Source organism: Thalassospira sp. (genome assembly GCF_048059015.1).
In the GTDB taxonomy this organism is placed as follows: domain Bacteria; phylum Pseudomonadota; class Alphaproteobacteria; order Rhodospirillales; family Thalassospiraceae; genus Thalassospira.
This window is the reverse complement of sequence record NZ_JBLLNT010000005.1, coordinates 16,795-43,473: the sequence shown is the minus strand read 5'-3', so window position 1 is coordinate 43,473 and position 26,679 is coordinate 16,795. Positions and strand designations below refer to the sequence as shown.

The following is a 26,679-nucleotide window of genomic DNA, read 5'->3' as shown; positions in this document are numbered from 1 at the left end:
CAGTTTATGCAGACAGAAGTTTGATGACTTCATCTGCCGTTGCATCGCTTGATGCCGGGTTTTGACCCGTGACAAGTTTGCCGTCGGTAACTGCAAATGGCGCCCACATGTCACCGCGTTCATAGCGTCCGCCCTGTTTGGTGAATTCATCTTCGATCGACAGTGGCACAACAGCTTCGAGGCCAACGGCCTTTTCCTCGTCATTGGTAAACCCTGTAACCCGTTTGCCGGCCACCAATGGTTTTCCATCCGCTGATTTTGCATTCACCAAAGCGGCCGGGCCGTGGCAGACAGCCGCAACCGGCTTGTTCTGAGCAACGAATTCCTCGATCAGGGCGAGGGATTTTACATCGGTTGCCAGATCCCAAAGCGGGCCATGGCCGCCCGGATAGAACAGGGCATCAAAATCATCTGCCTTAAGGTCATCAAGGGTCAGGGTGCTTTCGAATGCCTGCTTGGCGGTGTCGTCCTTTTCAAAACGTTCGGTTGCCTCGGTCAGGGCATCTGGCACCAGGCTGTTGGGGTCAAGTGGCGGCTTGCCACCCTTGGGCGATGCCAAGGTGATGGTGGCACCTGCGTCACGAAAACGGAAATAGGGCGCTGCGAGTTCTTCAAGCCAGATTCCGGTTTTGTGGCCGGTATCACCCATCTGATCGTGGGACGTCGTGATCATCAAAATACGCATCAGATCCTCCATGCGTTGATTTCATTTGCCATGATGGTAACTGGCTGACAAAATTTGCGTTAGAGTGAATAACTAAACACATTGTCAAATTATTTGAGCGTTATGAATGTCGGCACTTGATGAAGTCAGGGCGATGATGATCTTTGCCCGCGTGGTCGAGGAAGGCGGATTTTCCGCGGCCGCCCGCAAGATGGGGCTGAGCCGCGCAGCGGTATCACATCAAATCCGACAGCTTGAAGCCAAGCTTGGTGTGCCACTGCTAAGGCGCAGCACGCGGACCTTTAGCCTAACCGATGCTGGTACGCGCTATTACGATAGTTGCCGTACGATCATGCTTGAGGCAGAGGCAGCCCGTAAACGGGTTGAAGAACTGCGCGATGAGCCGGTTGGCAAGATTTCGATCACGTCATCTGTGCATCTTGGCAATTTGCGTATCGTTCCCATTCTGGACAGGTTCCGACAGGCTTATCCCGGTGTTGCGATTGACATCCATCTGAGTGACGAGGTCGTCGATTTGATCGGGCAGGGGATTGATATCGGCATTCGGTCGGGGCCACTAAAAAGTTCGGAGCTTAAAAGCTTCAAGCTTTATCAAACGCGGCGCATTGTTTGTGCCAGTCCGGCATATCTTGATCGCGTGGGCTATCCACAAACGGTCGATGAGTTGGCGACGCATGATTGGGTGATGTATAGCCGCGTCCCGGAAACGCTGACTTTGATGTGTGACGGTGTCGAAAAGAAAGTCCGCGTCACCGGGAATGTGCGGGTGGATAACGCGACCGCGCGTTTGCAATTCCTGCGGGGTGGGCACGGTCTTGCCGTTGTTCCGCTGTGCGATGTGCAAGACGGGGTAAAGAATGGCGATCTGGCTTGGGTCTTACCGGATTGCACTCTTCCGGATTTGCAAGTCTATGCGGTTTATCCGGCTGGCGTGACCCGCAGTGCCAAGGTCCAATCCCTTTTGGAATTCATGCGCCGGGAGCTTCGCGATATCGATTTATCGCGCAATGGCGGGTGACATGTTTATCGTCGTATTGATCAATCGTGTTTGATCGGCTATGTCCCATTGACGACTTTCGGGGGGATCCATGGCCAATCTGTTTTTCTACTACTCGTCGATGAATGCGGGCAAATCGACCACGCTGCTTCAGGCAAGTTTCAATTACCGTGAACGCGGTATGGAAACGCTTCTGATGACCGTGGCGTTTGATAACCGCTTTGGCGAAGGCAAGATTGCATCACGCATCGGTCTTGAAGCCCCGGCACTATTGTTTGATGCAGAAACCGATATGTGCGTCTTGATCCTTGAGCAGATGGAAAAAGGCAAGGTCGATTGCGTTCTTATCGACGAAGCGCAGTTCCTCAGCAAAAAGCAAGTCTGGCAGCTTTCCGATATTGCCGACAAGCACAATGTTCCGGTGTTGTGCTATGGCATCCGTACCGATTTCCAGGGCGAGCTGTTTGAAGGATCCAAATGGCTTTTGGCGTGGGCGGATAAGCTCAATGAACTTAAGACCATTTGTCATTGCGGACGCAAGGCCGGCATGGTGCTTCGTGTAGATGAGAATGGCGACCCGGTGCGCGAAGGGGCACAGGTCGAAATCGGCGGCAATGATCGATATGTCCCGGTCTGCCGTCGCCATTTCAAAGAAGCAATGGCGTAAATCGCCTTAAAACAACGGTTTGGCGTGAAGCTTAAATTCGTTCCCAAACATCGCGAATTTTACGGACGTCTTGGCACTTGCCAGTGACCGTTGGATTGTTAAAACTAGGCCGAAGTACATAACGCTTTGATGATATACCTCTTTCGAGTGGGAGAGGAAAAAGGCGCACTGGAGTTCGGTTTTTGGCGATCCTTAAACGCCTTTACGTGTCGGCTGCCCTGGCAATAACAATTCTTGTCCTGATTTCAGGGGCACGTCATCAGGCAAGCTTTGCCCAACTTGGCGATGAAGCCGAGCTGACCAATATCATCCAGCGTAGCCAGACCAATCTTCAACTATCTGATTTGGAACGTAATTGGCTTGCCGAGCATCCGGTTGTTCGGGTCGGCATTGATGCGGATTTCGAACCTTATTCCTTTGCCGATGAAGACGGGTTCGATGGCATTGTTCCCGATTATCTTTCGGTTCTCGAAGGCCTTTTGAATGTCCGGTTTGAAGCCGTTTCCGGTTTGAGCTGGTCTGACATTATCGAAAGAGCCCAGTCGCGCGAGATCGATATGATCGCGACTGCTGCGCGCTTGAAAGAGCGCGAAAGCTATTTGACCTTTTCCGACTTTTTGCTGCCGACGCCAATCGTGATCATGACGCGCGAAAATCAGAAGGCAGAATTTTCTGATCCGTCTGACCTGGCGGGCCGCAAGATGGCGCTGGTGCATGGTTACGCCGCAGGCAAACGCGCACGGCAAGATTATCCTGACGCCATTGCGATGATGTATGACACGCCGCGCGATGCCCTTATTGCCGTCGCATCGGGCGAGGCGGATGCCTATATCGGCGTTTTGGCAACCAATGCCTATCTGGTGCGAAAGCATGGGCTTGGCAATCTTGTGGTGGCATCGCGTTACGGTAATAACGTTGACGGTCAGCGATTTGCCATCCGCGATGACTGGGAAATCTTGCGCAGTGCCATTGATAAGGCGCTTGCGGCGGTATCAACGCAGGATCACAGCCTTTTGGTTAAATCCTGGTCGCCAAACCTGGAGATTCCGAACTACAAGCCGACAAAACTGGTCATTGGTGCGCGCGAGCAGGCCTTTATCGCCAGCGGAAAACCTGTTCGGATGTGCGTTGATCCGGATTGGATGCCCTATGAGCGCATTGATGCAAACGGTAAGCATGTCGGAATTGCTGCGGACTATATCGAAATGTTTGCGGATACGCTGGGCATCAAGGTTGAGTTGGTGCCCACCGAAAGCTGGGCCCAGAGTGAAGAATACGCACAAGCGCGCAAATGCGACATTCTGTCGATGCTAAACAAGTCCGAACGGCGTTCGGAATTTCTGAACTTCACCGACCCGTATATTATTGCCCCAATCGTGATCGTCGCACACCAGTCCGCGCCATATATTGACGGGCTTGAAAGCCTGTCGGGCAAGACCTTTGCGATGGTCAAAGGCTATGTCTATGAAGACATCCTCAAGCAGCAATATCCATCGATTGAGCTTGTCTATGTCGAGAATATGGATGAAGCCCTTCGTAAGGTTTCAAGCGGCGAGATTTATGCGACGATGGGCTCGCTTTACATCATCTCGACGCAGGTTCAAAAGCTGGGCTTAAGCGATGTGAAAATCGCCGGTCATACGGAGCTTACCAACGAGTTTCGCGTTGGTGTACGCAATGATGATCCCATCATGCTGAGCCTGTTCCAAAAGGCCGTTTTGCAAGCAGATGAGCAGCGTGAATCAGAAATTCTGCGAAAATGGGTTGCGGTAAATATTGAACAACCCTTTGATTATGATCTTCTTTGGAAGGTGTTGGCGGTCTTTGGTGTGATCCTGGCCTTCGTTGCTTATCGCCACGTGACAATCCGAAACTATAACCGGCAGCTTCGTGAAAAGAATGTCGAGTTCGAGCGTCAATCGCGTACGGATGCCCTGACCGGTTGCGCAAACCGCCTGAAATTGAACGAAGTCATTGCTGATGCAGAAAAAAGCGCCAAGCAGGATAGTTCGAACCTATCGCTGATCCTGTTTGATATTGACGGGTTCAAGCCAATTAATGACATGCATGGCCATCTGGTAGGTGATGACGTGTTGATCGCCGTTGTAACCGCCGTTCGATCAATCTGCCGGGACAGCGACACTTTCGGGCGTTGGGGCGGCGAAGAATTCATGATCGTTTGCCCAAACACAGCCGTCGATGTCGCCAAGGAAATGGCAGAGGCCTGCCGTCAGGCAATTGCCGATATTTCTGTCGGTGAGGTCAAGCAGGTTACCGCAAGCTTCGGCGTGACGGGATGCCGTGGCGATGATGGTGCCAATGCCATGGTGCGGCGTGCTGACAATGCGCTTTATCAGGCAAAGGAGAACGGACGCGACTGTGTCGTTGTTGGATGACGTTGATCCCGTCCATTTGATACCCTATGCCATCAGAGCGCGGATTTCCGGTGCAAGCAGGCTATAGGCCACCAGCCACATTACGACACAGGTAATCGCATCAACGATCTTCCAGGTGATTGGACGCGCAACATATGGCGCAAGCCATGCAGCACCCAGTGCAATGGCAAAGAACCAGACGAAACTTGCACTCATCGCCCCCAAGGCAAAGCCAAGTCGCTCATCCGTCGGGAACTGCCCGCCAATGCCGCCCAGCATGACGACGGTATCAAGATAAACATGCGGGTTGAGTAACGTCACCGCCAAGGTGGTCGACAGCACCGCTTTCCATCCGTTTTTTGAAATCGCTTCGTCCGACAGCGTTTCAGTTTCAAACAGACGCCGCAGGGCACCAAGCCCATACCAAATCAAAAAAGCCGCACCGCCCCATGCCGCGATCTTTGTCAGAAGCGGGTAGGCCGCAATAAGGGTGCCGAGGCCTGCAACGCCCGCTGCAATCAAAAGCGCATCACACAGCGCGCAGACAAATGCCACCATCACCGGATGATTACGACGCAGACCCTGACCAAGGACAAAGGCGTTTTGCGCACCAATGGCGATAATCAATCCACCACCAAGGCCAAATCCGGTTGCATAGCTCAGAAACATTTATCAGCGTCCTTACGTTGTTCGGTCCGCCTTTGATATCAATTTCCCAAAATAAGAAAATCGAATTATGATAAACTATCATTAGAAAAATTTATGATACGGATATGCTCGATTACAAATTGCTTCAAGCCAGTGCGGAGGTCATCCGACATGGCAGTTTTGAAAAGGCAGCACGTGAACTGGGACTGACCCAGTCTGCGGTGTCTCAACGTGTGAAACTGCTTGAAGAGCGGTTGGGGCAGCCCGTCATCATTCGTGCCAAGCCGATTGCCGCAACGGCCGCCGGACAGCGACTGTTGGCGCATTATCAAAGTGTCCGTTTACTTGAACGGGAATTGCAGGAAGAACTGCCCGACATTCAATCAGATGGCGGGTTTGGGCAGGTGTCATTGGCGATCAATGCAGATAGTCTGGCGACATGGTTTGTCGATGTGCCAAAGCATCTTTTTGAAGAGCTGGGGCTTCTTGTTCATCTGCGCGTCGATGATGAATCGCTTAACCACGAAGCATTGCAGGACGGCACGGTTCTGGGCGCGGTTAGCATGCGGCCAAACCCGATTCAAGGATGTCGCGTGCGGCCCTTGGGGCTGATGCGTTATGTGATGGTGGTGTCGCCGGAATTTAATGAACGCTATTTTGCCAATGGTGTGACAGCAGAAAGTCTGCGCGCTTGTCCTGCCGTGAACTTTTCCGAACATGACGAGCTGCAAAACCAGTTTCTAAAGCAGTATTTCGGTCTCAATCCCGGAGAATTTCCAGCCCACATGGTGCCAAGCTCCCAGGGTTTTGTCACCGTGGCAGAGCAGGGCATTGCCTATGCGGTTGTCGAACAGCATCAGGCCGAAGAAGGTTTGCGTGCCGGACGATTGATCAGGCCATGTGATTATGAAATCGACCGGCCGCTATATTGGCATCACAAAACCATCCAGAGCCGATTGCTTGATCAGGTCAACGAAATCGTTATTTCGCAAGCTCGCCGTTTTTTGCCCAAAATCACCTCGTAACAAAGGCTTCTGAGCTGTTCTGTAAAGTTGCGTGACGCTTTGCGTTGGGCCGTGTTCGTCTTGATGCGGTTTGACTTCACCTTAAAAGTGTCGCTTACTTTGCTAGACGAGCCAATTTGGATAACGGTTTGTTTAAACAGGGAAACCATGTCGCATCGACTGATCGCCTGTGAACATTGCGACTATCTCCATGTCGAGGAAGACATCCCGACAGGAAGCGTTGCCTGCTGCGTAAGATGTGGATCACCACTTTATGGGGCGGAGCAAACCCGCTTTGACAAACCGCTTGCCTTGGCACTAACAGCACTTCTGCTTTTCATCATTGCCAACAGCTTTCCGGTTTTGACTTTTGCCATGGAAGGCCGGGTTGAAACCAACACATTGGGAAGCGGTGTTTTGACCTTCTGGCAGGAAGGCTTTCCGTTTTTGGCCTTTATGGTCGCGCTGACATCGATCATCGCACCTTTGCTTCTGATACTTGCCCATATCTATGTGTTGCTGCCGATTTGGCTTGACCGGGAATTCTCAGGCATGCAGCGCGTTTGGCGGGTTCTGGCCCATATTCGGCCTTGGTCGATGTTGGATGTGTTTCTGATCGGCTTGCTTGTCGCGCTGACCAAGCTGACCGACTTTGCGCAGGTGATTGTCGGACCGGCATTTTTTGCGATCTGCTTTTTGATCCCGACGGTTCTTTTAATGAATGTCACGCTTGATCCGCGCTTTGTCTGGCGCAGACTTGCGCCGAGCAGTTTGCGATATCCGACATCTGACGATGTCAAGCCATCAGCCAATCCGGAAGCCGCCCAAAACGACCTTTTGACTTGTCATACCTGCGCTATGGTGGTTTTGGCACCGCGTACCGGGCATGTGCATTGCCCGCGTTGTGGCGATGCTGTCCATCACCGCAAGGCCAGAAGCCTGTCACGTGCTTGGGCACTCTTGATTGCGGCGATCATTCTTTATGTGCCGGCCAATGTGTTTCCAATCATGACCGTGACCTATCTTGGTCGGGCAGAGGCCGATACAATCCTGTCTGGTGTTGGGGCATTGGTTCAGGCTGGTGAATGGCCGATTGCAATTGTGGTCTTTACCGCAAGCATTTTGGTCCCGATCATCAAGATCGTAATGCTGGGCTGGGTTTATCTTGCGACCTATCTTGGGCTTGCCGGTCCGCTTCGTGAACGGACATTGATTTACCGGGTGACCGAGCTTGTCGGGCGCTGGTCGATGGTTGATGTCTTTATGGTTTCGATCCTTGCTGCCTTGGTGAAGCTTGGAAACATCGCGACGGTGCAGCCGGGGTTTGGTGCAGTGGCATTTTGTGGTGTCGTGATCCTGACCATGCTTTCGGCGATGGCATTTGATCCGCGCCTGATCTGGGATCGCGCTGGTATGCGGGCCAATAAAATCAATCCATTTTCTGACGACAACCAACAAATGGTTGAAAAACAGGGGACGCCGTCATGAGTGACGAAAACAGTTCTTCATCAGATCAAAGACCCGGCTCGCCTGAGGTCCGAAAAGGATGGGGGCGTTTTTCCATCATTTGGCTGGTGCCACTTGTTGCGCTGATCATTGGAGGTTGGTTGTTGTGGCGCGATATCGTTTCAAAAGGCCCTGAAATCACCGTGACGTTTGAAGCAGCCGAGGGGATATCAGCCGGTAAAACAGCGGTGCGCTATCGCGATGTCGATGTCGGGCAGGTCACAGCAATTAATCTGTCAGACAATCTCGATTACGTCGAACTCACTATTCGCATGTCTGCGGATTTCGCGGATTATCTGACCGATAAAACCCGGTTTTGGGTCGTGCGCCCGCGCGTTAGTGCGCGGGGCATTACCGGGCTTGAGACCATTGTGTCGGGCGCCTATATCGAAGTCGTCCCAGATAGTAGCGGGGCCAAATCCCGCGAATTCGTCGGCGAAGAAGAACCGCAATATATTCCCAACGATGATGACGGAACGCGTTTTGTCCTAAAGGCTGAGGAGCTGGGATCGCTTAGCACCGGGACGCCCGTTTTGTTGCGCGGGATTGAGGTTGGCGAGGTGCTTGATACAGAGCTTGATGCCAATGCCGAATGGGTGTCGATCCCGGTCTTTATCCGCAAACCATTTGATGCCTTGGTCAAACGCGATACGCGGTTTTGGGATTCAAGTGGCATTGCCCTTGATTTGAATGCCGATGGCCTGTCGGTTCGCGCGCAATCTGTGCGCTCGGTCCTGGCTGGCGGGATTAATTTCTACACACCTGATGGCAGCGTCAAGGAAGACAAGGCGCAGGCCGATACGGTATTTCGTTTGCATGAAAGCTTGGAAAAGGCAGAGCTTCTGGCACAGGGCTATAGCCAGAAATACATGCTTTATTTTGATTCATCCGTACGCGGTCTGTCGCGTGGTGCGCCGGTTGAGTTTAATGGCATCCGGGTCGGTACGGTCGAAAGTGTTGATCTTGAATATGTCGTCAATCAGGGGACTTTCCGTGTCCCGGTTGTCGTAACGATTGAGCCGGAGCGCGTCAGCCTTGTTGGTGGCCGCCAAGGCGACATTGATCCGCAGCAGACCGTTGAAAAGCTGATTGATAGTGGTCTTCGTGCGCGGCTTAAGACCGGATCTTTCATTACGGGCCAGCTGTTTGTTGATCTTGCGCTGAACCCGGTGTCGCCCGCGCGTTATCTTGGCGATCAGCGCGGCGATTTGCCTGAACTGCCGACCTTGCCCCAGAAGCTTGATGAAATTGCCAATTCGCTTTCAAGCCTGCTGGAGAAGGTCGAAACTTTCCCGCTGGAGGAAATTGGCATTCGGTTGCTTGGCACGGTCGAAGGGATGGAAACCATCGTGACGTCTCCAGCACTGACCGAGGGTATGGATAGCCTTAAGGAAGCAGCAGCAGGCATCAGCAGCCTTGTTACCAACCTTGATACCAGTGTCTTGCCAGCGACCCAGACCGCATTAGATGCAGCGCGTGAGGCACTGGGCGGGGTGCGCGACGTCACCGCGCCGACATCGCCGGTGCGCTATAACCTTGAACAGGCGTTAAAGGAACTAAGTGCGACAGCACGGTCCTTACGCGATCTGACCGAATTCCTTGAACAAAACCCGAGTGCACTGATCCTTGGGAAAAGTGGCCCGAAGGAGGATGAATGATGCGACAGGTAATCCGAATGCAGATCCGTAAATGCGTCTTGTTCCTCGCGGCACCGTTGTTGGTGGCCTGCGCGTCGCAATCCGTTCCTGATCGTTATTATCTGCTATCACCAATGACGCAGCAGATGGCACCGCCATCTGCGCAGGCACCTGTGGTGGGTGTCGGCCCGGTTACCATTCCAAGTTATCTTGATCGTTCCACCATCGTTACGCGCAGTACTGCCAACCGGCCAGAAGTCAATGCAGGCCATCGTTGGGCTGAGCCGCTGGATGAGAACATTAACCGGACCCTGATGGACAATATCGATCGGACGGGCAGGGCATCGCGCCTTGAGGTGTTTCCTTGGACGTCACGCGATGGTGTTGATTGGCAGATTGTGCTTGATATTGATCGGTTCGAACGTCAGGCGGATGGGAATGTCATTTTGACAGCGCGCTGGAAGCTGGTTGCGTTTGAGGATGGACAGATTGTGCGTGCGGCGAAATACAACAAGGTCAGCACACCCGATGACACGACGATCGAGGGCACTGTGATCGCCATGAGTACTTTGTTGTCGGATATGACCGCAGAAATCGTCGGAAATATTCCGTAATCAGTGCCTGAATTCTTGCAAATTCTGACATTGGTAAGTCTTGGTTGAATAGGGGTGGTGAAGTTTGTCACATCGCCGTAAATCAAGCTGCGGAAAACGTTAGAAAACCAAGGAACTTTGTAAAAGTTCAACATCAACCTATTGTTTTCATCCCCTGAATAGCCTTATAAAGAAGATATAAATATAAAAATGGGACACGCGCCTGACTGAGTTACCGGCAAGTATATGCCGCCCAAACAGGAAGTTAGGGAGCCAGAGCGCATTATGTCGGATACGACATTCGAAGTATTGGTTCAGCGGGGGGATCGCTGGATCATCCACTCGACATTTGATGTCGAAAAAGAAGCGGTTTCGGAAGCTGAAAAGGTTCTGAAAACGAAGGTTTCTGCCGTTCGTGTTGTCCGTAACTGGGAACGCGGCGACGGTCGTCATATTGAAAAAGTGCTTCTTGAAAGAGAAGGCGCTGGCGATTCCGAAGAGGAAGACGTCCGTGTCTCTGCGATCGAGGAAGCGCCGCTATGCTCATCTGACAACGACCTTTTGCAGAAAGAAAGTCGCGCGACCATCAACCGGTTGCTGCGCAAGTATTTCGAACAGGAAATTCTTACTCCTTGTGAGGTAATGTATAATTACCAGAACCTTCGCAAGTTGATGTTCCATGACACCTTGATGCCAACGGCAGTCGACAAGGTTGCTGGCCTGCACGCCAAGGCAACCGATGGCGATCATATCGAAGCGATGAACAATCTTCATGGCGCGATCGAGCAGCTTTCTGCGCGCGCCCGTGAAGTTGAAAAGGTAGATCTGCCTGCGTTTGAAGATGCGACGATTTCTGAAGTCCGTGATGAAATCCGGCGCCTTAACCTTGCAGAAGACACCGACTTTTTGACCATGGTTGCGCTGACGCGCGTCTTGTCGTCGACGCGTAACTGGGTTGGCAAGCTTGATCTGGCACTTAAGGTCAAGGGTGACGAAAAAGACGAAGCTGCGCGCAAAATGGTTGATGACGTGATCGCAGATATTCTGGGATCACCTGTCGCGCTTAAGGACCTTCTTGGCAGTTCGCGGAGTTTTGGTGAGGCGGTAACGCTTCACATCGATCTTGCGTTGGGCCGTGCCAAAGGCAACCGGGGTGCCGCAGACGATATCATCGAACTTCTCAACCCGTTGTTCGGTTCCGGACTTCTGGTAAATAGCCAGGAAGCGATGTTTGATTACATCGTTCGTGAACTTCGCAGTGCCAATAACCTGACCCGCCATGAAAGCGATCCCGACCCGCTGGTAGACATTCTTGAACGTCTGATCACGGAGAACGGCGTAATCTATGGCACGCCGATGGTTGAAGCGATCTGCGAACGTGGTGCACGTCTGCGTAATGTCGGTGGGCCGCGCGCCCTGATCGAAGGTGTGGCCGAGATCAATGGCCGTCTCATCCCGAACTACCGCAAGCTGACTTGGCTGATTGCTGTGGCAAATAGTGGCATCGTCGAAGATTTCGCGGACGAGCTTTATGTCATGATGCAAGACGCGGTGAAGGACATGCGTGCCCTTCGTGCCTTCTGCGATCCGGAAGCCAAGCCGCGCGACAAGATGGCAACCGTCAAGCAAATGAGCGACATGCTTGCCGCATCTCAGGTGCCAGATGATTTCAAAGCGGGTGTCGCCGAAAAGCTTGATGACGGTCTGGCAGAGTATCTTGTGCGTGAAAAGGTGATTGAACGGATTGATAATCCGTCCCTGCACCTGCGTAAGCGTGCTTACATGCTTGTTCAATTCTGCTCAAGCGGCGTTCTGATCGAAGGCAAGTCTGCTGCGATGGCGCGTAAAAGAGTGGTTGGATATCTGAAGCAACCAAACTTCACCGACAAGCTCGTCGACGATATCAAGGACATGGCAACGAAAGAGGGCACGATCCGCGATTTTTATGCCCTGTTGCAGCGAAGCGGGTTCTAAGCCCCAAAGTTCCTTCGCACAGCGATTGATGAAAACACCCCACGAATGCCGGATGGCAAGATTCGTGGGGTGTTTGTCATTGTTGCCAAATGCAATATCCGGCATCCTGTATCTGTCCTAAGGAGATACCTCGATGCCCAAGCAATCCAACGCACCAAAAATAATGGCCTGCTATGCCTATGACGATGTCATGAGCCTTGACGTCATCGGCCCGCTTCAGGTGTTTGGATCGGCCAATGACGAACTGACAGCCCTTGGACGGCCGCAGGCCTATGAGGGTATCGTTGTTGGTCCCGAAACCGGGGCGGTTCGGACATCATGCGGTGTGCGGATCTATGCCGATATTGGCTGGCGCGACCTTGATTTGGCGACCGTGGACACACTTTTCATTCCCGGTGGCACAGGGGTTTGGCCTATTCGCGAGGATGCGGAAATCCTTGGCTGGGTGCAAAAGGCCGATGGGATCGTCCCGCGGCTTGGTTCCATATGTTCTGGCGCGCTTATCTTGGCCGAGGCAGGCGTCTTGGACGGCAAGATGGCAACAACCCATTGGTCACGTTGCGAGCAAATGGCGCGCGAATATCCGGCCATTCACATGATGGGGGATCGTTTGCACAGCTATGACCCCAGTGGTCTTGATGGCGACCCGCATGTCTTTACATCGGCCGGGGTAACGGCTGGTATTGATCTGGCCTTGGCAATTGTTGAGGCCGATTTTGGTCGTGCCTTGGCGCTTTCCGTGGCACGCCGATTGGTGATGTTTCTTAAACGCCCGGGTGGGCAGGCACAGTTCAGTGCCTATTTAATTCCAGAAACGGGAACGACGGCACGTTTGACTGGTTTGCTGGAATGGCTACCGGGTAATATTGCCAATGACTTGTCGCTAGAGGCCATGGCGGAACGCGCGGGCATGACACCGCGCACATTTTCACGCGTCTTTACCCGTGACTTGGGCATGAGCCCGGCACGTTATGTCGAAAGGGTCCGGGTCGAAGCGGCCCGTGCACTTTTACAAGACGAGGCATTAGCAATCGGGCAGGTGGCGGAACTGTGTGGTTTCCGCCACCCAGAAACCCTGCGCCGCGCATTTCAGCGCCATCTTTCGGTGAGCCCACAGGAATATGCGGAACGGTTCGCGCGAAAGTCGCTTGTAAACGCGGTCTAGGCTGCCCTCGGACATCTTCATCACAATCTGAATTTTTGGAGTTGGGAACATGTTGTTACTGACCAATGGATCATTGCGTCTGCTGTTTATCGCCCAAGCGCTTTATTGGTCCTGTTCGCTGATCGGGATCACATTGACATCGATTGTTGGTGTGACGCTGGCGCCATCGCCTGTGCTTGCCACATTGCCGCTGGGTGTTTTGATGATCGGCAACCTTTTGGCGGTTCATCCTTTGGCAATGCTGATGCAAAGCCGTGGACGCAGAGTTGGTCTTTTTGTCGGGGCAATCTGCGGCGTAGTTGGTGGCTTGCTTTTGGCTGTGGGCATCTATGTCGGGGCGTTTTGGCTAGTTGTGATTGCACCGGCACTTATTGGTGTCTATCAGGCGTCAGCAATGTATTACCGCTATGCCGCACTTGAGAGTGTACAGCCATCACAAGCCGGGCGTGCGGCAGCGATGGTTGTCGGGGGCGGTGTTTTGGCAGCCCTGATCGCGCCGGAAGTTGCTGCAACCAGTCGCGACATGTTGCCGGTTCCGTTTGCCGGGGCTTATGTAGCACTAGCGGGATTGGCAGGCATTGCTGCGGCCTTGATGATGATACTTCCTGATGGTGGTGTTCCTGCGCGTACCGGATCGAGCAGGGCGGTGATGGCAGAACTTCTGCGCCGTCCTGTTATTCGCGGGGCGATTGCAATCAGTGCGGCCGGCCACGGGATCATGATCCTTGTGATGACAGCAACGCCACTTGCGATGAAATATTGCGGCTTTGATGTGGATGTGTCGGCCAATGTTATCCGCTGGCACCTGATTGGCATGTTCCTGCCTGCTTTTGTTGCCGGGCCGATGATTGATCGGGTTGGTCCGCGCCGTGTCGCAAGCCTTGGTGCGGCGGTGTTGGCAATCAGTGCTTTGGTTGCCGTATCGGGTATCGAGATGTCGGCCTTTTTGATCAGCTCGTTCCTGCTTGGGATCGGTTGGAACATGATGTTGCTGGCTGGAACGACCCTTTTGGGTGAGGGGCATGACGCATCAGAACGTGGTCATGCGCAAAGCCTGATGGAGCTTGGCAACAGCATCACCGGGACCGTCGCATCCCTTGCTAGTGGTGCATTGATTGCCGGGGCTGGCTGGAACCCGGTCAATTATGGAATGATTCCGGTCCTGATTGTCGCATTGATCCTGATGTGGCGGGGATATGTCGCCAAACAAGCAATCGCAGGCGCCTAAAGCTAAAAGAAACCGCCGGTCATTGCGACCGGCGGTGAAGTGCAGGGCGAACGGGGAGTTTCGCCCCGGCGCGACTGAGAACGTCAAGCTCAATCCCCAAAGACGCCCGACGGGGACGGGCATTGTCTTCGGGCAATAAAAAACCGGCCATCAGGCCGGTTGGGATGCCAGTGCTGTCGCGTTGCCTGCGACAAAGTCTTTGATCTTTTGCAAAACGAAATCGCGTGAGCTGTTTTCACGGGTGCGGAACAGAACTTCGCGATCCTGAATGACCAGGCCCATATAGACCGGGTCGCTGTGACCTTCCTTGGTCATTTTCAGGGCACGAAGGGTGTGACCAAAATCGTCGGTGCTTTGATAGATCGTACGCATCTTTCTCCAACCAGCTTCTGCGTCATATGACGGTAAAAAACCAATCTACTGTGGCTTTATGACATCCATTTTTTTCCAGCCGATGACAACTATGTGATGGTTTGAAGACTCTTCTGGGTTTCAACCAGAAAACGCCATGAGCGAACCCGTCAAAAAGCTGCTGGTTTTATTTGCCAAGACTGCTAAAAAGAAAACGTCATCAAGGCCGGTTTCGGGCATTGACACATGCCATGTCGATGTTTAAGAAAGGCGTCGTTCCGCAGGGAACACCAAAGACATAAAGGGCAAATGGCCGAGTGGCTGAAGGCGCTCCCCTGCTAAGGGAGTATAGGGTGACAAGCCCTATCGAGGGTTCGAATCCCTCTTTGCCCGCCATTGATTAAAGCACCCCAAAAGGGTGCTTTTTTCTTTTTCCGGATGGCAGAAAATCACCTTCCCAAGCGTTGTATCGTTGTGTGGACCTCGCATTTCAGTGCAAAGTCCATATCTGAAGATAAGAAAACAACACAACGCCTGAGGATGAAATGCCTGAAAAATCGAGCTTTTCCAGATTCGCGATGACCGTTTCCGTTGCCAGTGGTTGCCTGCTGGCAGTGACATCTGTTGCCCAGGCACATCCAAGCCAAATGCAACATGATCATGGCATCGTCGAAGTCGCCCAGGGTGGTGGTATTTTTTCTGACGAAGAACGCCGCATCATCACCGACGTTCTTGATATCGCGACCGGCAATACCGGTTCGAACGATGATGGCGACAAGGGTGGTAAGAAAGACAAAGGCAATAAGGGCAAAGGCAACAAGGGGCTTCCGCCCGGCATTGCGATGAAGCTTGAGCGTGGCGGCTCGTTGCCGCCGGGCATCGCCAAGCGTGACCTGCCATCTGATCTTACGTCCCGTCTTCCCAAACGCACCGACGGTGCGATCCGACAGATCGTCGGCGAAGACGTTGTTCTGATCCAGAAGGGGACAGAAGTCATTCTTGATATCATCAGGGGTGCAGCCAAAAACTGACGCCAGACGGTTAAATCAGCTTAAAACACAAAAAAACGCGGCGAAGATACTCGCCGCGTTTTTCATATTCATGCCTTTGATGCCAATCAGGTGAAGGCATTAAAGGTAATGATGGTCTGGGTGTCCTTGATGTGTGGCAGTTTGTGGATCTGCTCATTCACATAGCGACCGATATCCTGTTCATCTTCGATATAGACCTTGACCAGAAGCTCGAACGGGCCGGACACGGAATAGACTTCCGAGACGCCTTCGACTTCTTCAACTAGGTCGGCGGCCACGTCATAGGCTTTGCCAAGTTCACATTTCACGAAAATGAAAAACGGATGCATCAGGACTGCTCCAGTTTGAATTTGAATTTCTGACAAGCTACCTGCCTTGGCCGATGCTTGCAATCTTCTAGCGCGGGAAGGGCGGTTGGTCGAAACCAGCCAGTACCCGTCAAAGCGGTGTTTTTTCTGCCTGTGCTGCGCGTGTTGCAACTGCGTCCTGGCTCAGGTTCCAGACAGTGGTGCCATCGGTTTCTGCCGTCAGGCTTGCCATGGCAAGGCCTGACGCGACCGCGTCATCAATATCGGTATCCGGTTTGGAGAACGCAGACAGGAAGCCGGAATAAAAGGCATCGCCAGCCCCGTTCACATCGCGAAGCTTGGTCGGCAGTGGATGCCAGAATGCAGTGCCTGAATTCGAAGAGGACACAACGCCCTTGGCACCAAGGGTGATCACCACTTCGGGAATGCCTTTGCCACGCAGCAATTCAATCGCGATCTTTGCCTGTGGTAGTTCGTTGATTTCAATCCCGGTCAGGACATGCGCCTCTGCCCGATTGGCGATCAGAACATCAAGTTGGCCGAGAACAGGTTTGAAACGTGCCGATTTACTGGGCGATACCGTTGCCGCGCACATCTTCGTGCTGCCTTTGTTCGCAGCCAGCCATTGAATGGTTTCTGTTGGAAGGTTGGCATCAATAAGCCACCACGGCCACGCTTGAAGGTTGGGCAATTGTGCTTTTAGGCGGTCAATGGTCAAAAGGTCATAGACCTCTGCATCCATCATGCCAAGCGCAAGCTCACCAGTTTCATCAAGAACAGCTGTGTAGCCCGCAGTGTGTTTGCCTTCGAGCTTCATCATCCGGCGGGTGTCGATGCCAATATCCGATAGGGCTGCAATCACCTGTTCGCCATCACCATCGTCACCAACAGCACCCAGCATCGCGACATTATTGCCAAGGAGACGCAGATGAACCGCAATGTTGCGACCAACGCCGCCAGGTTTGCGATGAAGGGTACGCACCGGGTTGGAGGCCGCAGGTACGAAATGTTCCGTGCATTGCAAGGTGCGGTCAAAATGGGCGGCGCCAAAGCACAGAATGTTGGCAGAAGGCGTGATCACAGCGCGTTGCTCTTTGTGGTGGGACGTCACATCGTGACGAGCAGTTCTTTTGAAGCGACTTTCATAAGCCGCCTTAACATTTAAAGGCAAGCAAAACAAAAGGGCGGCCACAATGGACCGCCCTTGGTTTGGCACGATCAGTGATCAGCCTTATTTTAGCATGATGCGGTCCGTCGTGGCCGGCGTCATTGGCGAATTCATGCCAATATATTCCGCCACAGCCTGTTCAAGGTTCGGGCCGAAGTCATAGACGTCCGTTGCGTTGTCGCGGAACAGGGCATAGCCATCGCCGCCATTACGCATGAAGTCGTTGGAAACCACGCCATACATTTTGCCAGCGTCGATCGGCGCATAACCTTCACCTTCGGCGACCATGACGTTGGAAACGCGTGAGCCTACCGGCTGGGATAGATCAAGATCGAACTTCATGCCCGCGACTTGCGGGAATTGACCCTTGTCTTCATCGACTTTGGAGACACCATGTTCGAGCGATGCAACAATGTCAGCACCGGAAAGCTTGAAAGTGGCAAGCGCGTTCTGGAACGGCAGCACCGTCAGGACTTCGCCCATGGTCACAGTGCCTTCATCGATGCTGGCACGAACACCACCACCGTTCTGAATGGCGATCTGATAGCCTTCGCCAGCTTTCCAAAGCATCGCATCAGCAACGAGCGACCCCATTGAGCATTCCATGTGACGGCAGCTTTCGCGCGATCCGTCGGCCGCGGCGGTGAAGCTGCCGACTTCGACGTTACGTACAGAATCAACCTTGCCGCTTGCAGCAGCAATTACGTCAAGAACGTCTTGGGCTGGTTTTACGCTGGCATCAAGGGCGATGGGTTCACCCGACCATGCGGTTGCAACACCGGCATCATCAAAGGTGACATTAAGTTCGCCAAGATAGCGGCTATAGGCATATGCCTGAACCACAAGAACCGGGTTGCCATCCGGTGCCGTTTCAACAACCGGGTAGGGGTAGTTGGCTTTCTCGTTGGTATTGGAGAACAGCTGGTTGTCATGGCCGCCGACAATCACGTCGATGCCGCTAACGGTTTTGGCCAGTTCGAAGTCCTTGTAGGAACCGGAATGGCTCATGACGATGATCTTGTTAACGCCCTTAAGTCGAAGGCGCGCAACCGAATAGCGCAGTGCCATTTCGGAATCGGTGATTTCCACCTTGTCACCCGGACTTGAAATGTCCGGCGTTTCTTCGGTGGTGATACCGATCAAACCAATCTTCTCGCCACCAAGCTCGATGATGGTTTCCGGGATGATTTCACCCTTGAGGTTTGAGGCCGCAGTCGGATGAACGTTGGCAGACAGAACCGGAATTTTGCTGGCCTTGATGAAGGCCTCAAGAACTTCGGGGCCGTCATCAAACTCATGGTTGCCGATGGTCATGGCATCGTAGCCAGCCATCGCCATCAGTTCAGCGGTAAGTGCCCCACGATAGGTCGAGTAGTAAAGTGAGCCCTGGAATTGGTCGCCGCCATCAAGGGCAAGAACATTGCCGCCTTCGGCCTTGGCATCACGGATCGCAGTTGCAAGGCGGGCATAACCACCAAAGCATTTGCCTTCTGCGTCGTCTTCCGCCTTACAGGTGTTGTTATATTTTGTAACGGATTCAACACGGTCATGAACGTCATTGGTATGAAGGATACGCAAATCATAATCGGCCAATGCGCTTCCGGCACCGATGGTCAGCATGGTGCAAGCTGACAACAGGCCAGCAAGTTTCTGTTTCATCACTACTCTCCAACAATAAGCAGCCTTTCCTGTCCCTCGCGGTAAGGCTGTCACGACATTTCAAAGCCTCTGGGTCTTAAAATCGTATGACCTGCTCAATGCTAGCATCAAAAATTGGCGGTTGGTATGCCCGGTTGATGACTGCTTGGTGAAATTGCATCTGATTTTGTGATTTCATCGTGTAATGGTGGGGGGGCTAAGAATCGGAAACTGGTGCAAAGCGGGACAAATTGGCGATTTCGCGAAAAATTCATTAGGCCGATTATTAACTTTGCTAAGAAAATCTATAGCGCTCAGTTTCGAGGTCAGACACTTGGTAACACCCTTGAACCTAAGGGAAACCCCGCACAAGCAGCGCGCATCACGGGATTTGGGTTGGACCTTTTTTGACCAATTGGACAGGTTTTGTGTTGCCCTTGCATGCTCGACTATTTACAGGGCACTATATTTTGTAGTTACCATAAGCGTTCGCAACATGACCAAAAGGATTGTCTCGGTTGAGGGACCGTAGCGTCCGACATGATGTGGATCACATGTTTTCGATGAGGGAGTCCCATCGGTTAAGGGCACCGATGGGTAGAATAAACAGAATTCAAGCAATGAAGGGCATCGGAATGAAAAAGCTTCTGACCTCCGTGGTCGCGGCTGTAGCCTGCTATGCAGGTGTTGCTTCGGCTGCAGAAATCAAACCGGCAGTGGTCTATGACCTTGGTGGCCGTTTTGACCGTTCGTTTAACCAGGCTGCTTACACTGGCGCCGAGAAATACAAAGCGGACAAAGGTACCGAGTACCGCGACTTCGAAATCCAGAACAACTCACAGCGCGAACAGGCAATGCGTAACTTTGCCCGTCGCGGCATGAACCCGATTGTTGCAATCGGCTTCTCGCAGGCGTCTGCACTTGAAAAAGTCGCAAAAGAATTCCCGGACACCAAGTTCACGATCGTTGACATGGTTGTTGACCTTCCGAACGTTCAGTCCGTTGTTTTCAAAGAACATGAAGGTTCGTTCCTCGTTGGTGTTCTTGCTGCAATGGCATCAGAAACCGGCAAAGTCGGCTTCGTTGGCGGCATGGACATTCCGTTGATCCGTAAATTTGCTTGCGGTTACGCTCAGGGCGTTAAATACGCCAATGGCGATGCCGAAGTATTCCAGAACATGACCGGCACCACCGGTGCAGCTTGGAATGACCCGGTAAAGGGTGGCGAGCTTGCAAAATCGCAGTTTGACCGTGGCGCAGACGTTGTCTACCACGCAGCTGGCGGTACCGGTGTTGGCGTTCTGCAGGCAGCTGCAGATGCTGGCAAGCTGGGTATTGGCGTTGACTCCAACCAGAACGGCCTGCATCCGGGTTCGGTTCTGACCTCGATGCTCAAGCGCGTTGACGTTGCTGTCTACGAAGCATTTGACGCAGCTGCCGGTGACAGCTGGGCACCGGGCCTGACCGTTCTTGGTCTGGCAGAAGGTGGTGTTGATTGGGCTCTTGATGAAAACAACGAGAAGCTGATCACTGCCGATATGAAAGATGCCGTCGCCAAGGCGAAGGAAGCGATCACTTCCGGCAGCCTTGAAGTTCACGATTACATGAGCGACAGCGCCTGCCCGATGTAAGGCAGCCTTGAAGCAAACCGGGGATTTGTAGTGTCGGATACGATGCATCAAATGCACGGCACCGGGGATACTGGTGCCGTGCAACCCGCTATTGAACTGCGTGGCATAGACAAGCGGTTCGGAGCGGTACACGCAAATAAAGAAATCGACCTTAAGGTCGATAAGGGAACAATCCACGGGATCGTGGGAGAAAACGGGGCAGGGAAGTCGACCCTGATGAGTATTCTGTACGGCTTTTATCAGGCTGATGCAGGTACCATCCATGTTGACGGTAATCTGTGTGACATCAAAGGATCGGAAGACGCCATTTCGGCCGGGATCGGCATGGTGCATCAGCACTTCATGCTGGTGGAAACCTTCTCGGTTCTTGAAAACGTTATTCTTGGTGTTGAAGGCGGTGCGGTTCTGCGCGACGGTGTTGACCGGGCACGCGAGGAACTTGAACGTCTTGAGCGTGAATATTCGCTCGACATCGACCCGGACGCCATTGTTGGTGATCTGTCGGTCGGCCTTCAGCAACGTGTTGAAATTCTTAAAGCGCTGTATCGCGGTGCCGAGATTCTTATTCTCGACGAACCAACCGGCGTTCTGACCCCGCAAGAGGCAGACCACCTGTTCCGTATCCTTGATACGCTGAAAGAACAGGGCAAAACGGTTGTTCTGATCACGCATAAACTGCGCGAAATCATGGCTGCGACGGACAATGTTTCTGTCATGCGCCAAGGGGCAATGGTTGCACACCGCAAGACTGCGGAAACCAGCCCGGAAGAACTTTCTGAATTAATGGTTGGCCGTAAGGTATTGCTGCGCCTTGAAAAAGGCGATGCAAATCCGGCTGCCACGGTTCTGAATGTTGATAACCTTTGCGTGGAAAACGCCCAGGGCGTGCGCAAGGTCAAGAACGCGACATTCTCGGTCCGTGCGGGCGAGATTGTCGGCATCGCCGGTGTGTCTGGCAATGGCCAGAGCGAGCTTCTTGAAGCTCTTGGCGGCATTCGTTCGGCAACCGAGGGACTGGTTGAGCTTAATGGTCAGGACGTCACACCGGGCAAAGGTGTTGATGCAGCTGAACTGCGCCGTCGTGGTGTTGCCCACGTGCCAGAAGACCGTCATCGCATGGCGATGGTAACAGCATTCTCGGCCAAGGAAGCAGCCATTCTTGGTTATGAAAACGATCCGGCCTATCAGAAGGGTATTCTTCTGGACTGGAACGCGATTTCAGCCGCGACTGCCAATATGATGTCGGAATTCGACGTGCGTCCGGATAACCCGGACCTTAAGGCGGCGAACTTCTCGGGCGGGAACCAGCAGAAACTGGTTCTGGCACGTGAAATTCTGCGCGATCCGGAATTGCTTCTGGTGGGGCAGCCGACCCGTGGTGTTGATATCGGCGCCATCGAGTTTATTCACAAACGTATTGTCGCCATGCGGGATGCCGGCAAAGCCGTCCTGCTGGTGTCCGTGGAGCTTGACGAGATTATGTCGCTTGCCGACCGCATTCTGGTGATGTGCGATGGCGCCATTATTGGCGAAGTTGCTGCATCCGAGGCAAATGAACGTGTACTTGGCCTGATGATGGCTGGTGTTGACCCGAACGAAGCCAAAGCAGCGGAGGGTCAGGCATGAGCAAGACAGTCGAACTCCCGCGCTGGATTGACGTTGGCGCATTGCCGTTGATGAACCTTTTGCTGGCACTTGCTGTGTCGGGCCTTGTGGTTCTTGCAATCGGTGAAAACCCGGTCGAGGTTGTTGAAATCCTGCTTTACGGTGCCTTTGGCTACGAAGAAGCATGGGGTTACACGCTTTACTACACCACCAACTTCATCTTTACCGGTCTTGCCTTTGCCGTTGCATTCCATTGCGGATTGTTCAATATCGGCGCCGAAGGGCAGGCCTATATCGGTGGTCTTGGTGTCACGGTTGCGGCCCTTTATCTTGATTTCCTGCCATTTCCGATCATGCTTGTGGTCGGTATGATGGCAGCGATGATTTTCGGTGCTGCATGGGCATATATCCCGGCATATCTGCAGGCGCGCCGCGGGTCGCACGTCGTGATCACGACGATCATGTTCAACTTCATTGCGTCATCGGTGATGGTGTATCTGTTGGTGAATGTTCTACGTCCCGAAGGGTCCATGACCCCGGAAAGTGAACAGATTGCCGAAAATCTGCGTTTGCCGTTCATTCATGACATGGCGGCTGCCTTTGGCATTGAAATGGCATCAAGCCCGCTGAACCTGTCATTTGTTTATGCGATTGCGGCCAGCATCCTTGTCTGGATGTTCATCTGGCACACCCGTTGGGGCTATGCGATCCGTACGGTTGGGGCGAATGCGGTTGCTGCGACCTATGCCGGTCTGGAGCCGGGCCGTTACATCATCATTGCGATGATGATTTCCGGTGCGTTGGCATCCTTCATGGCGCTTAACGAAGTGATGGGTGTTCAGCATCGTCTTCTGATCGATTTCACCGCTGGCTATGGCTTTGTTGGTATCGCTGTGGCGTTGATGGGGCGTAACCATCCGTTTGGCATCTTCCTGGCGGCATTGCTGTTTGGCATGCTTTATCAGGGCGGGGCGGAGCTTTCGTTTGAAATTCCGACCATTTCCAATGACATGGTCGTGGTTATTCAGGGTCTCGTCATCCTGTTTACTGGTGCGATGGAACATATGTTCCGTCCACGTGTGACAAAGATTTACACCGCGTGGCGCTTGCGCCGTGATGCGCAGGAGGCCGCGTGATGGAAACCTTTGAACTGATCATTCTATTACTCGATGCGACCTTGCGGACATCCACACCGCTGATTTTGGCGGCTCTTGCAGGCATGTTTTCCGAGCGTTCCGGTACCATCAACCTTGCCCTTGAAGGCATGATGCTTGGTGGTGCGTTCTCGGCTGCGGCTATTGCGTTTTACGTCGGAAGCCCGTGGGTGGGCCTTTTGGCCGCGATTGCGACCACGATTGCGTTGTCGTTGCTGCATGGCTTTGCCTGCATCACCCATAAGGGCAACCAGGTCGTATCGGGCATGGCGATCAATATCCTGATGTCTGGCCTGACCGCACTTGTCGGGATTGCACTGTTTGCACAGGGCGGTAAAACGCCGGCCCTTGATAAGGCGTCACGTTTCCAGCCGATTACCCTTCCGGGTGCAGAAGCCGTACAAGATGTTCCGATCATCGGTCCGATCTATTTCGAACTTCTGAGCGGCCATAACATTCTGGTTTATATCGCGTTCCTTGCGGTTCCGGCTGCTTGGTGGGTGATGTATCGCACCCGCTTTGGCTTGCGTCTGCGTGCTGTCGGTGAAAACCCGGGGGCTGTTGATACGGCCGGTATTGGCGTTGTCATGATGCGCTATCGCGCGGTGATTTGCAGTGGCGTGCTGGTTGGTATGTCCGGTGCGTATCTTTCGACAGCACAAGGTGCATCCTTCCTGCAGGATATGACGGCGGGTAAAGGCTATATCGCGCTGGCAGCCATGGTGTTTGGCAAATGGCGTCCGTTCCCGGCCTTGGCCGCGTGTTTGCTGTTTGGCTTCCTTGATGCCGCAGCGACCCGTTTGCAGGGTGTCATCCTGCCCGGGATTGGCGAAGTTCCGGTCCAGCTGGTTCAGGCACTGCCATATGTCCTGACCGTGATCTTGCTAGCAGGCTTCATCGGTCGCGCCATTCCGCCAAAGGCACTTGGCCGTCCGTATGTGAAGGAACGCTAAGAGTAACGACGTTCGGGGCAGGGTAGCCTTGCCCCGAACAGTTTGCTTAATCGTTGCGTTAGAGGCATTTCATGCAAATCAAACCGGTTTTCGGTGTCATCGCAATCTTGTCGGCCCTTGCGTCGGGAAGTATGGCGGTGAGTGCCCCTGCATTGGCTGATCAGATGGCCAAACCCGCGATTGTCTATTCGACGGGTGGAAAGTTTGACGGATCGTTTAACCAGTCTGCCTTTGACGGGGCGGAACGGTTCAAGTCCGAATTCAACATGGAATACCGCGAGTTTGAACTTCGCAACGATACCCAAAGCCAGCAGGCCATTCGCACCTTTGCCCGCGAAGGCCGCGATCCGGTTGTTGTGATCGGTTTCCAGCAGGCATCTGCACTGGCCGAAGTTGCACCGGAATTCCCTGAAACGCGTTTTGCGATTGTCGATATGGTTGTTGATCGGCCCAATTTGCAATCCATCGTGTTTCGGGAACATGAAGGCAGCTACATCGTTGGTATGCTTGCCGCCATGGCATCGAAGTCGGGTGTGATCGGCGCTGTGGGTGGTATGGATATTCCGCTGATCCGGCGCATGACCTGTGGCTATGAACTTGGCGCACGTAGTGTGAACGGTGAGGCAGACGTTCTGGTGAACTTCGCCGGAACAACCGGCGCTGCCTGGAACGATCCGATCAGGGGTGCTGAACTCGCCACGACGCAAATCGGCAAGGGCGCTGATGTGGTGCTTCAGCTTGCTGGTGGAACAGGCCTTGGCGTTTTGCAGGCATCGGCTGATGCTGGTGTTTTGGGGATTGGATCAGATTCCAATCAGAACGGGCTTCACGCCAGATCGATCCTGACATCGATGGTCAAACATGTGGATGTCGCTGTTTACGAGGCGTTCCGTACGGCCCTTGACGGCACTTGGCAGCCGGGTATCAGAAGCCTTGGTCTTGCCGAAGGCGGCATTGACTGGGCGCTTGATGAAAATAACCGCGATTTGATCACGGCTGAGATGGAAACTGCTGCCAATCAGGCCAAGGCTGACATTGTCAGCGGTAAAATCGCAATCCATGACTACATGACAGATAACACCTGCCCGAACTAGGCAGCGTTGATTTACGAAACAGGACAATCATGATGGCTGAAACAAAACAGGCCCCCCGCGATTTGATCGATGCAGCATTGGCCGCACGTGACAAGGCCTATGCGCCATATTCAAAGTTCCATGTTGGTGCGGCCTTGCGGACCGCTGATGGCAACATCATTGCAGGCTGTAATGTCGAGAACGCAGCATATCCAGAAGGTGTCTGCGCAGAAGCAGGTGCGATTTCCGCAATGGTGCTGTCGGGTGAAAACCAGTTTGACGAGATTGTTGTTGTCGGGCTTGGCGATGTTGCCTGTACGCCCTGTGGTGGTTGCCGCCAGAAGATCCGCGAATTCACCCAGTCGGATGCGACCATCTACATCATCAATGATGGTGGTGACACGCTTCTGACCCTGTCGCGTGAAGAACTGATCCCGCATTCCTTTGGTCCGGAGAACCTGAAATGAGCAACGTAAAAGCTGCACTGGACGTTATTGCGTCAAAAGCACCGGGTTTCAAAGCCGACGTAGCAATGGTACTTGGAAGTGGCCTTGGCGGCGTTGTCGACGCCGTCAGTGATGCCATCACCATTTCCTATGAAGACCTGCCGGGTTTCCCGCGTCCGACCGTTGTGGGACATGGCGGCAAGCTTGTGCTGGGTCGCATTGGGGCGGTCTCGGTTGCAGTGATGCAGGGCCGGGCGCATTTCTATGAACATGGTCGTTCAGACTTGATGGCGGAGCCGCTTGAAACACTTCGCGAACTTGGCGCAGATCGTCTGATCCTGACCAATGCTGCGGGCTCGCTCATTGCAGATGCGGTTCCAGGCAGCCTGATGCTGATCACTGATCATATCAGCCTGTTTGGTCCGAACCCGCTGATTGGATATCACGGCGAAGATCGCTTTGTTGGCATGGATGTACCTTATGATCCCGAAATCGGATCGGGCCTGCATGACACGGCGGCTAAGCTTGGCATCAAATTGTTTGAAGGAACTTATTGCTGGTGCACGGGGCCAAGCTTTGAGACGCCGGCAGAAATTCGTGCGCTCAAGGTGCTTGGTGCGGATGCGGTTGGCATGTCGACTGTGCCGGAAACCATCCTTGCCCGTCGTCTTGGTTTCCGGGTTGCCGCAGTTTCCAACATCACGAACCTTGCCGCAGGCATGAGCGCAACTCCGCTTAGCCACGAGCAGACTTTGGATATGGCCAAAGAAGGTTCTGCCAACCTTATCAAGATCTTGCTGCAGTATTTTTCAGAAGCAGCCTGAACTTAAAAGTAACCAGAA

24 protein-coding genes and 1 tRNA gene are annotated in these 26,679 nt (G+C 53.3%); 19 read left to right on the top strand and 6 right to left on the bottom strand.

Annotated elements, in window-relative coordinates:
* Positions 1-4 precede the first annotated feature (4 nt).
* Complete coding sequence (locus ACMZ66_RS08345) at positions 5-685, bottom strand: type 1 glutamine amidotransferase domain-containing protein (RefSeq protein WP_416936291.1); 681 nt, start codon at positions 683-685, stop codon at positions 5-7.
* A 106-nt stretch (positions 686-791) separates the two neighbouring features.
* On the opposite strand from ACMZ66_RS08345, the gene ACMZ66_RS08340 reads away from it, so the two are divergent.
* From ACMZ66_RS08340 to ACMZ66_RS08330, 3 genes are all read left to right on the top strand, one after another.
* Complete coding sequence (locus ACMZ66_RS08340) at positions 792-1,703, top strand: LysR family transcriptional regulator (RefSeq protein WP_416936289.1); 912 nt, start codon at positions 792-794, stop codon at positions 1,701-1,703.
* Positions 1,704-1,773: 70 nt separating this feature from the next.
* A complete protein-coding gene (locus ACMZ66_RS08335) occupies positions 1,774-2,349 on the top strand; it encodes a thymidine kinase (protein WP_416936287.1) in 576 nt (191 codons plus the stop codon).
* 182 nt (positions 2,350-2,531) lie between these two features.
* Complete coding sequence (locus ACMZ66_RS08330) at positions 2,532-4,745, top strand: transporter substrate-binding domain-containing protein (protein ID WP_416936285.1); 2,214 nt, start codon at positions 2,532-2,534, stop codon at positions 4,743-4,745.
* 24 nt (positions 4,746-4,769) lie between these two features.
* Here the strand turns inward: ACMZ66_RS08330 and ACMZ66_RS08325 are convergent, their stop codons facing one another.
* Positions 4,770-5,393, bottom strand: coding sequence for a LysE/ArgO family amino acid transporter (locus ACMZ66_RS08325; protein ID WP_416936283.1), 624 nt, complete (start codon positions 5,391-5,393; stop codon positions 4,770-4,772).
* Between the two features lie 104 nt (positions 5,394-5,497).
* On the opposite strand from ACMZ66_RS08325, the gene ACMZ66_RS08320 reads away from it, so the two are divergent.
* The 7 genes from ACMZ66_RS08320 (at position 5,498) to ACMZ66_RS08290 (ending at position 14,479) form a co-directional block, all read left to right on the top strand.
* On the top strand, positions 5,498-6,397 hold the full coding sequence (locus ACMZ66_RS08320) for a LysR family transcriptional regulator ArgP (RefSeq protein ID WP_416936281.1): 900 nt from the start codon (positions 5,498-5,500) through the stop codon (positions 6,395-6,397).
* A 147-nt stretch (positions 6,398-6,544) separates the two neighbouring features.
* The gene (locus ACMZ66_RS08315) at positions 6,545-7,864 is read left to right on the top strand and encodes a paraquat-inducible protein A (protein WP_416936279.1); all 1,320 of its coding nucleotides are present in this window, start codon (positions 6,545-6,547) and stop codon (positions 7,862-7,864) included.
* Positions 7,861-9,540 (top strand): intermembrane transport protein PqiB, encoded by a 1,680-nt coding sequence (locus tag ACMZ66_RS08310; protein ID WP_416936277.1) that lies wholly within the window; start codon positions 7,861-7,863, stop codon positions 9,538-9,540. The genes ACMZ66_RS08315 and ACMZ66_RS08310 overlap by 4 nt, the downstream gene beginning before the upstream one ends.
* The gene (locus ACMZ66_RS08305; protein WP_416936275.1) at positions 9,537-10,133 is read left to right on the top strand and encodes a PqiC family protein; all 597 of its coding nucleotides are present in this window, start codon (positions 9,537-9,539) and stop codon (positions 10,131-10,133) included. The genes ACMZ66_RS08310 and ACMZ66_RS08305 overlap by 4 nt, the downstream gene beginning before the upstream one ends.
* 264 nt (positions 10,134-10,397) lie before the next feature.
* Positions 10,398-12,086 (top strand): hypothetical protein, encoded by a 1,689-nt coding sequence (locus ACMZ66_RS08300; RefSeq protein WP_416936273.1) that lies wholly within the window; start codon positions 10,398-10,400, stop codon positions 12,084-12,086.
* Positions 12,087-12,219: 133 nt separating this feature from the next.
* Positions 12,220-13,251, top strand: coding sequence for a GlxA family transcriptional regulator (locus ACMZ66_RS08295; RefSeq protein WP_416936271.1), 1,032 nt, complete (start codon positions 12,220-12,222; stop codon positions 13,249-13,251).
* A gap of 49 nt (positions 13,252-13,300) precedes the next feature.
* On the top strand, positions 13,301-14,479 hold the full coding sequence (locus tag ACMZ66_RS08290) for an MFS transporter (RefSeq protein WP_416936269.1): 1,179 nt from the start codon (positions 13,301-13,303) through the stop codon (positions 14,477-14,479).
* A gap of 150 nt (positions 14,480-14,629) precedes the next feature.
* On the opposite strand, the gene ACMZ66_RS08285 is transcribed toward ACMZ66_RS08290, so the two are convergent.
* Complete coding sequence (locus ACMZ66_RS08285) at positions 14,630-14,851, bottom strand: hypothetical protein (RefSeq protein WP_416936267.1); 222 nt, start codon at positions 14,849-14,851, stop codon at positions 14,630-14,632.
* Between the two features lie 282 nt (positions 14,852-15,133).
* On the opposite strand from ACMZ66_RS08285, the gene ACMZ66_RS08280 reads away from it, so the two are divergent.
* Both ACMZ66_RS08280 and ACMZ66_RS08275 read left to right on the top strand, forming a co-directional pair.
* Positions 15,134-15,226: transfer RNA gene (locus ACMZ66_RS08280), tRNA-Ser, on the top strand.
* 182 nt (positions 15,227-15,408) lie between these two features.
* Positions 15,409-15,861, top strand: a complete 453-nt coding sequence (locus ACMZ66_RS08275; RefSeq protein ID WP_416936265.1) for a hypothetical protein — start codon at positions 15,409-15,411, stop codon at positions 15,859-15,861.
* Positions 15,862-15,947: 86 nt separating this feature from the next.
* Here the strand turns inward: ACMZ66_RS08275 and ACMZ66_RS08270 are convergent, their stop codons facing one another.
* The 3 genes from ACMZ66_RS08270 to ACMZ66_RS08260 all read right to left on the bottom strand — a co-directional run bounded on the left by ACMZ66_RS08270 (position 15,948) and on the right by ACMZ66_RS08260 (position 18,996).
* Positions 15,948-16,190 carry an Lrp/AsnC ligand binding domain-containing protein gene (locus ACMZ66_RS08270; RefSeq protein WP_416936263.1) on the bottom strand — a complete coding sequence of 81 codons (243 nt, stop codon included), beginning with the start codon at positions 16,188-16,190 and terminating at the stop codon, positions 15,948-15,950.
* 109 nt (positions 16,191-16,299) lie between these two features.
* Positions 16,300-17,250, bottom strand: coding sequence for a carbohydrate kinase family protein (locus ACMZ66_RS08265; protein WP_416936261.1), 951 nt, complete (start codon positions 17,248-17,250; stop codon positions 16,300-16,302).
* Between the two features lie 150 nt (positions 17,251-17,400).
* Positions 17,401-18,996 carry a bifunctional metallophosphatase/5'-nucleotidase gene (locus ACMZ66_RS08260; RefSeq protein WP_416936259.1) on the bottom strand — a complete coding sequence of 532 codons (1,596 nt, stop codon included), beginning with the start codon at positions 18,994-18,996 and terminating at the stop codon, positions 17,401-17,403.
* Between the two features lie 614 nt (positions 18,997-19,610).
* On the opposite strand from ACMZ66_RS08260, the gene ACMZ66_RS08255 reads away from it, so the two are divergent.
* From ACMZ66_RS08255 to ACMZ66_RS08225, 7 genes are all read left to right on the top strand, one after another.
* Positions 19,611-20,606 (top strand): BMP family lipoprotein, encoded by a 996-nt coding sequence (locus ACMZ66_RS08255; RefSeq protein ID WP_416936257.1) that lies wholly within the window; start codon positions 19,611-19,613, stop codon positions 20,604-20,606.
* A 42-nt stretch (positions 20,607-20,648) separates the two neighbouring features.
* Positions 20,649-22,232 (top strand): ABC transporter ATP-binding protein, encoded by a 1,584-nt coding sequence (locus ACMZ66_RS08250; RefSeq protein ID WP_416936670.1) that lies wholly within the window; start codon positions 20,649-20,651, stop codon positions 22,230-22,232.
* Positions 22,229-23,347 (top strand): ABC transporter permease, encoded by a 1,119-nt coding sequence (locus ACMZ66_RS08245; RefSeq protein WP_416936255.1) that lies wholly within the window; start codon positions 22,229-22,231, stop codon positions 23,345-23,347. The genes ACMZ66_RS08250 and ACMZ66_RS08245 overlap by 4 nt, the downstream gene beginning before the upstream one ends.
* Complete coding sequence (locus ACMZ66_RS08240) at positions 23,347-24,318, top strand: ABC transporter permease (protein ID WP_416936253.1); 972 nt, start codon at positions 23,347-23,349, stop codon at positions 24,316-24,318. Before ACMZ66_RS08245 ends, ACMZ66_RS08240 begins: the two co-directional genes overlap by 1 nt.
* 71 nt (positions 24,319-24,389) lie before the next feature.
* Positions 24,390-25,412 carry a BMP family lipoprotein gene (locus ACMZ66_RS08235; RefSeq protein WP_416936251.1) on the top strand — a complete coding sequence of 341 codons (1,023 nt, stop codon included), beginning with the start codon at positions 24,390-24,392 and terminating at the stop codon, positions 25,410-25,412.
* Between the two features lie 32 nt (positions 25,413-25,444).
* Entirely contained in the window at positions 25,445-25,858 is a 414-nt protein-coding gene (gene cdd, locus ACMZ66_RS08230; RefSeq protein ID WP_416936249.1) for a cytidine deaminase, read from the top strand.
* A complete protein-coding gene (locus tag ACMZ66_RS08225; protein ID WP_416936247.1) occupies positions 25,855-26,661 on the top strand; it encodes a purine-nucleoside phosphorylase in 807 nt (268 codons plus the stop codon). Before cdd ends, ACMZ66_RS08225 begins: the two co-directional genes overlap by 4 nt.
* Positions 26,662-26,679: the final 18 nt, after the last annotated feature.

Bases quoted from the DNA above. Each gene is read 5' to 3' on its own strand.
- ACMZ66_RS08345 (WP_416936291.1), bottom strand. From the start codon at position 685: ATGCGTATTTTGATGATCACGACGTCCCACGATCAGATGGGTGATACC.
- ACMZ66_RS08340 (WP_416936289.1), top strand. From the start codon at position 792: ATGTCGGCACTTGATGAAGTCAGGGCGATGATGATCTTTGCCCGCGTG.
- ACMZ66_RS08335 (WP_416936287.1), top strand. From the start codon at position 1,774: ATGGCCAATCTGTTTTTCTACTACTCGTCGATGAATGCGGGCAAATCG.
- ACMZ66_RS08325 (WP_416936283.1), bottom strand. From the start codon at position 5,393: ATGTTTCTGAGCTATGCAACCGGATTTGGCCTTGGTGGTGGATTGATT.
- ACMZ66_RS08320 (WP_416936281.1), top strand. From the start codon at position 5,498: ATGCTCGATTACAAATTGCTTCAAGCCAGTGCGGAGGTCATCCGACAT.
- ACMZ66_RS08315 (WP_416936279.1), top strand. From the start codon at position 6,545: ATGTCGCATCGACTGATCGCCTGTGAACATTGCGACTATCTCCATGTC.
- ACMZ66_RS08310 (WP_416936277.1), top strand. From the start codon at position 7,861: ATGAGTGACGAAAACAGTTCTTCATCAGATCAAAGACCCGGCTCGCCT.
- ACMZ66_RS08305 (WP_416936275.1), top strand. From the start codon at position 9,537: ATGATGCGACAGGTAATCCGAATGCAGATCCGTAAATGCGTCTTGTTC.
- ACMZ66_RS08300 (WP_416936273.1), top strand. From the start codon at position 10,398: ATGTCGGATACGACATTCGAAGTATTGGTTCAGCGGGGGGATCGCTGG.
- ACMZ66_RS08295 (WP_416936271.1), top strand. From the start codon at position 12,220: ATGCCCAAGCAATCCAACGCACCAAAAATAATGGCCTGCTATGCCTAT.
- ACMZ66_RS08290 (WP_416936269.1), top strand. From the start codon at position 13,301: ATGTTGTTACTGACCAATGGATCATTGCGTCTGCTGTTTATCGCCCAA.
- ACMZ66_RS08285 (WP_416936267.1), bottom strand. From the start codon at position 14,851: ATGCGTACGATCTATCAAAGCACCGACGATTTTGGTCACACCCTTCGT.
- ACMZ66_RS08275 (WP_416936265.1), top strand. From the start codon at position 15,409: ATGACCGTTTCCGTTGCCAGTGGTTGCCTGCTGGCAGTGACATCTGTT.
- ACMZ66_RS08270 (WP_416936263.1), bottom strand. From the start codon at position 16,190: ATGCATCCGTTTTTCATTTTCGTGAAATGTGAACTTGGCAAAGCCTAT.
- ACMZ66_RS08260 (WP_416936259.1), bottom strand. From the start codon at position 18,996: ATGAAACAGAAACTTGCTGGCCTGTTGTCAGCTTGCACCATGCTGACC.
- ACMZ66_RS08255 (WP_416936257.1), top strand. From the start codon at position 19,611: ATGAAAAAGCTTCTGACCTCCGTGGTCGCGGCTGTAGCCTGCTATGCA.
- ACMZ66_RS08250 (WP_416936670.1), top strand. From the start codon at position 20,649: ATGCATCAAATGCACGGCACCGGGGATACTGGTGCCGTGCAACCCGCT.
- ACMZ66_RS08245 (WP_416936255.1), top strand. From the start codon at position 22,229: ATGAGCAAGACAGTCGAACTCCCGCGCTGGATTGACGTTGGCGCATTG.
- ACMZ66_RS08240 (WP_416936253.1), top strand. From the start codon at position 23,347: ATGGAAACCTTTGAACTGATCATTCTATTACTCGATGCGACCTTGCGG.
- ACMZ66_RS08235 (WP_416936251.1), top strand. From the start codon at position 24,390: ATGCAAATCAAACCGGTTTTCGGTGTCATCGCAATCTTGTCGGCCCTT.
- cdd (WP_416936249.1), top strand. From the start codon at position 25,445: ATGGCTGAAACAAAACAGGCCCCCCGCGATTTGATCGATGCAGCATTG.
- ACMZ66_RS08225 (WP_416936247.1), top strand. From the start codon at position 25,855: ATGAGCAACGTAAAAGCTGCACTGGACGTTATTGCGTCAAAAGCACCG.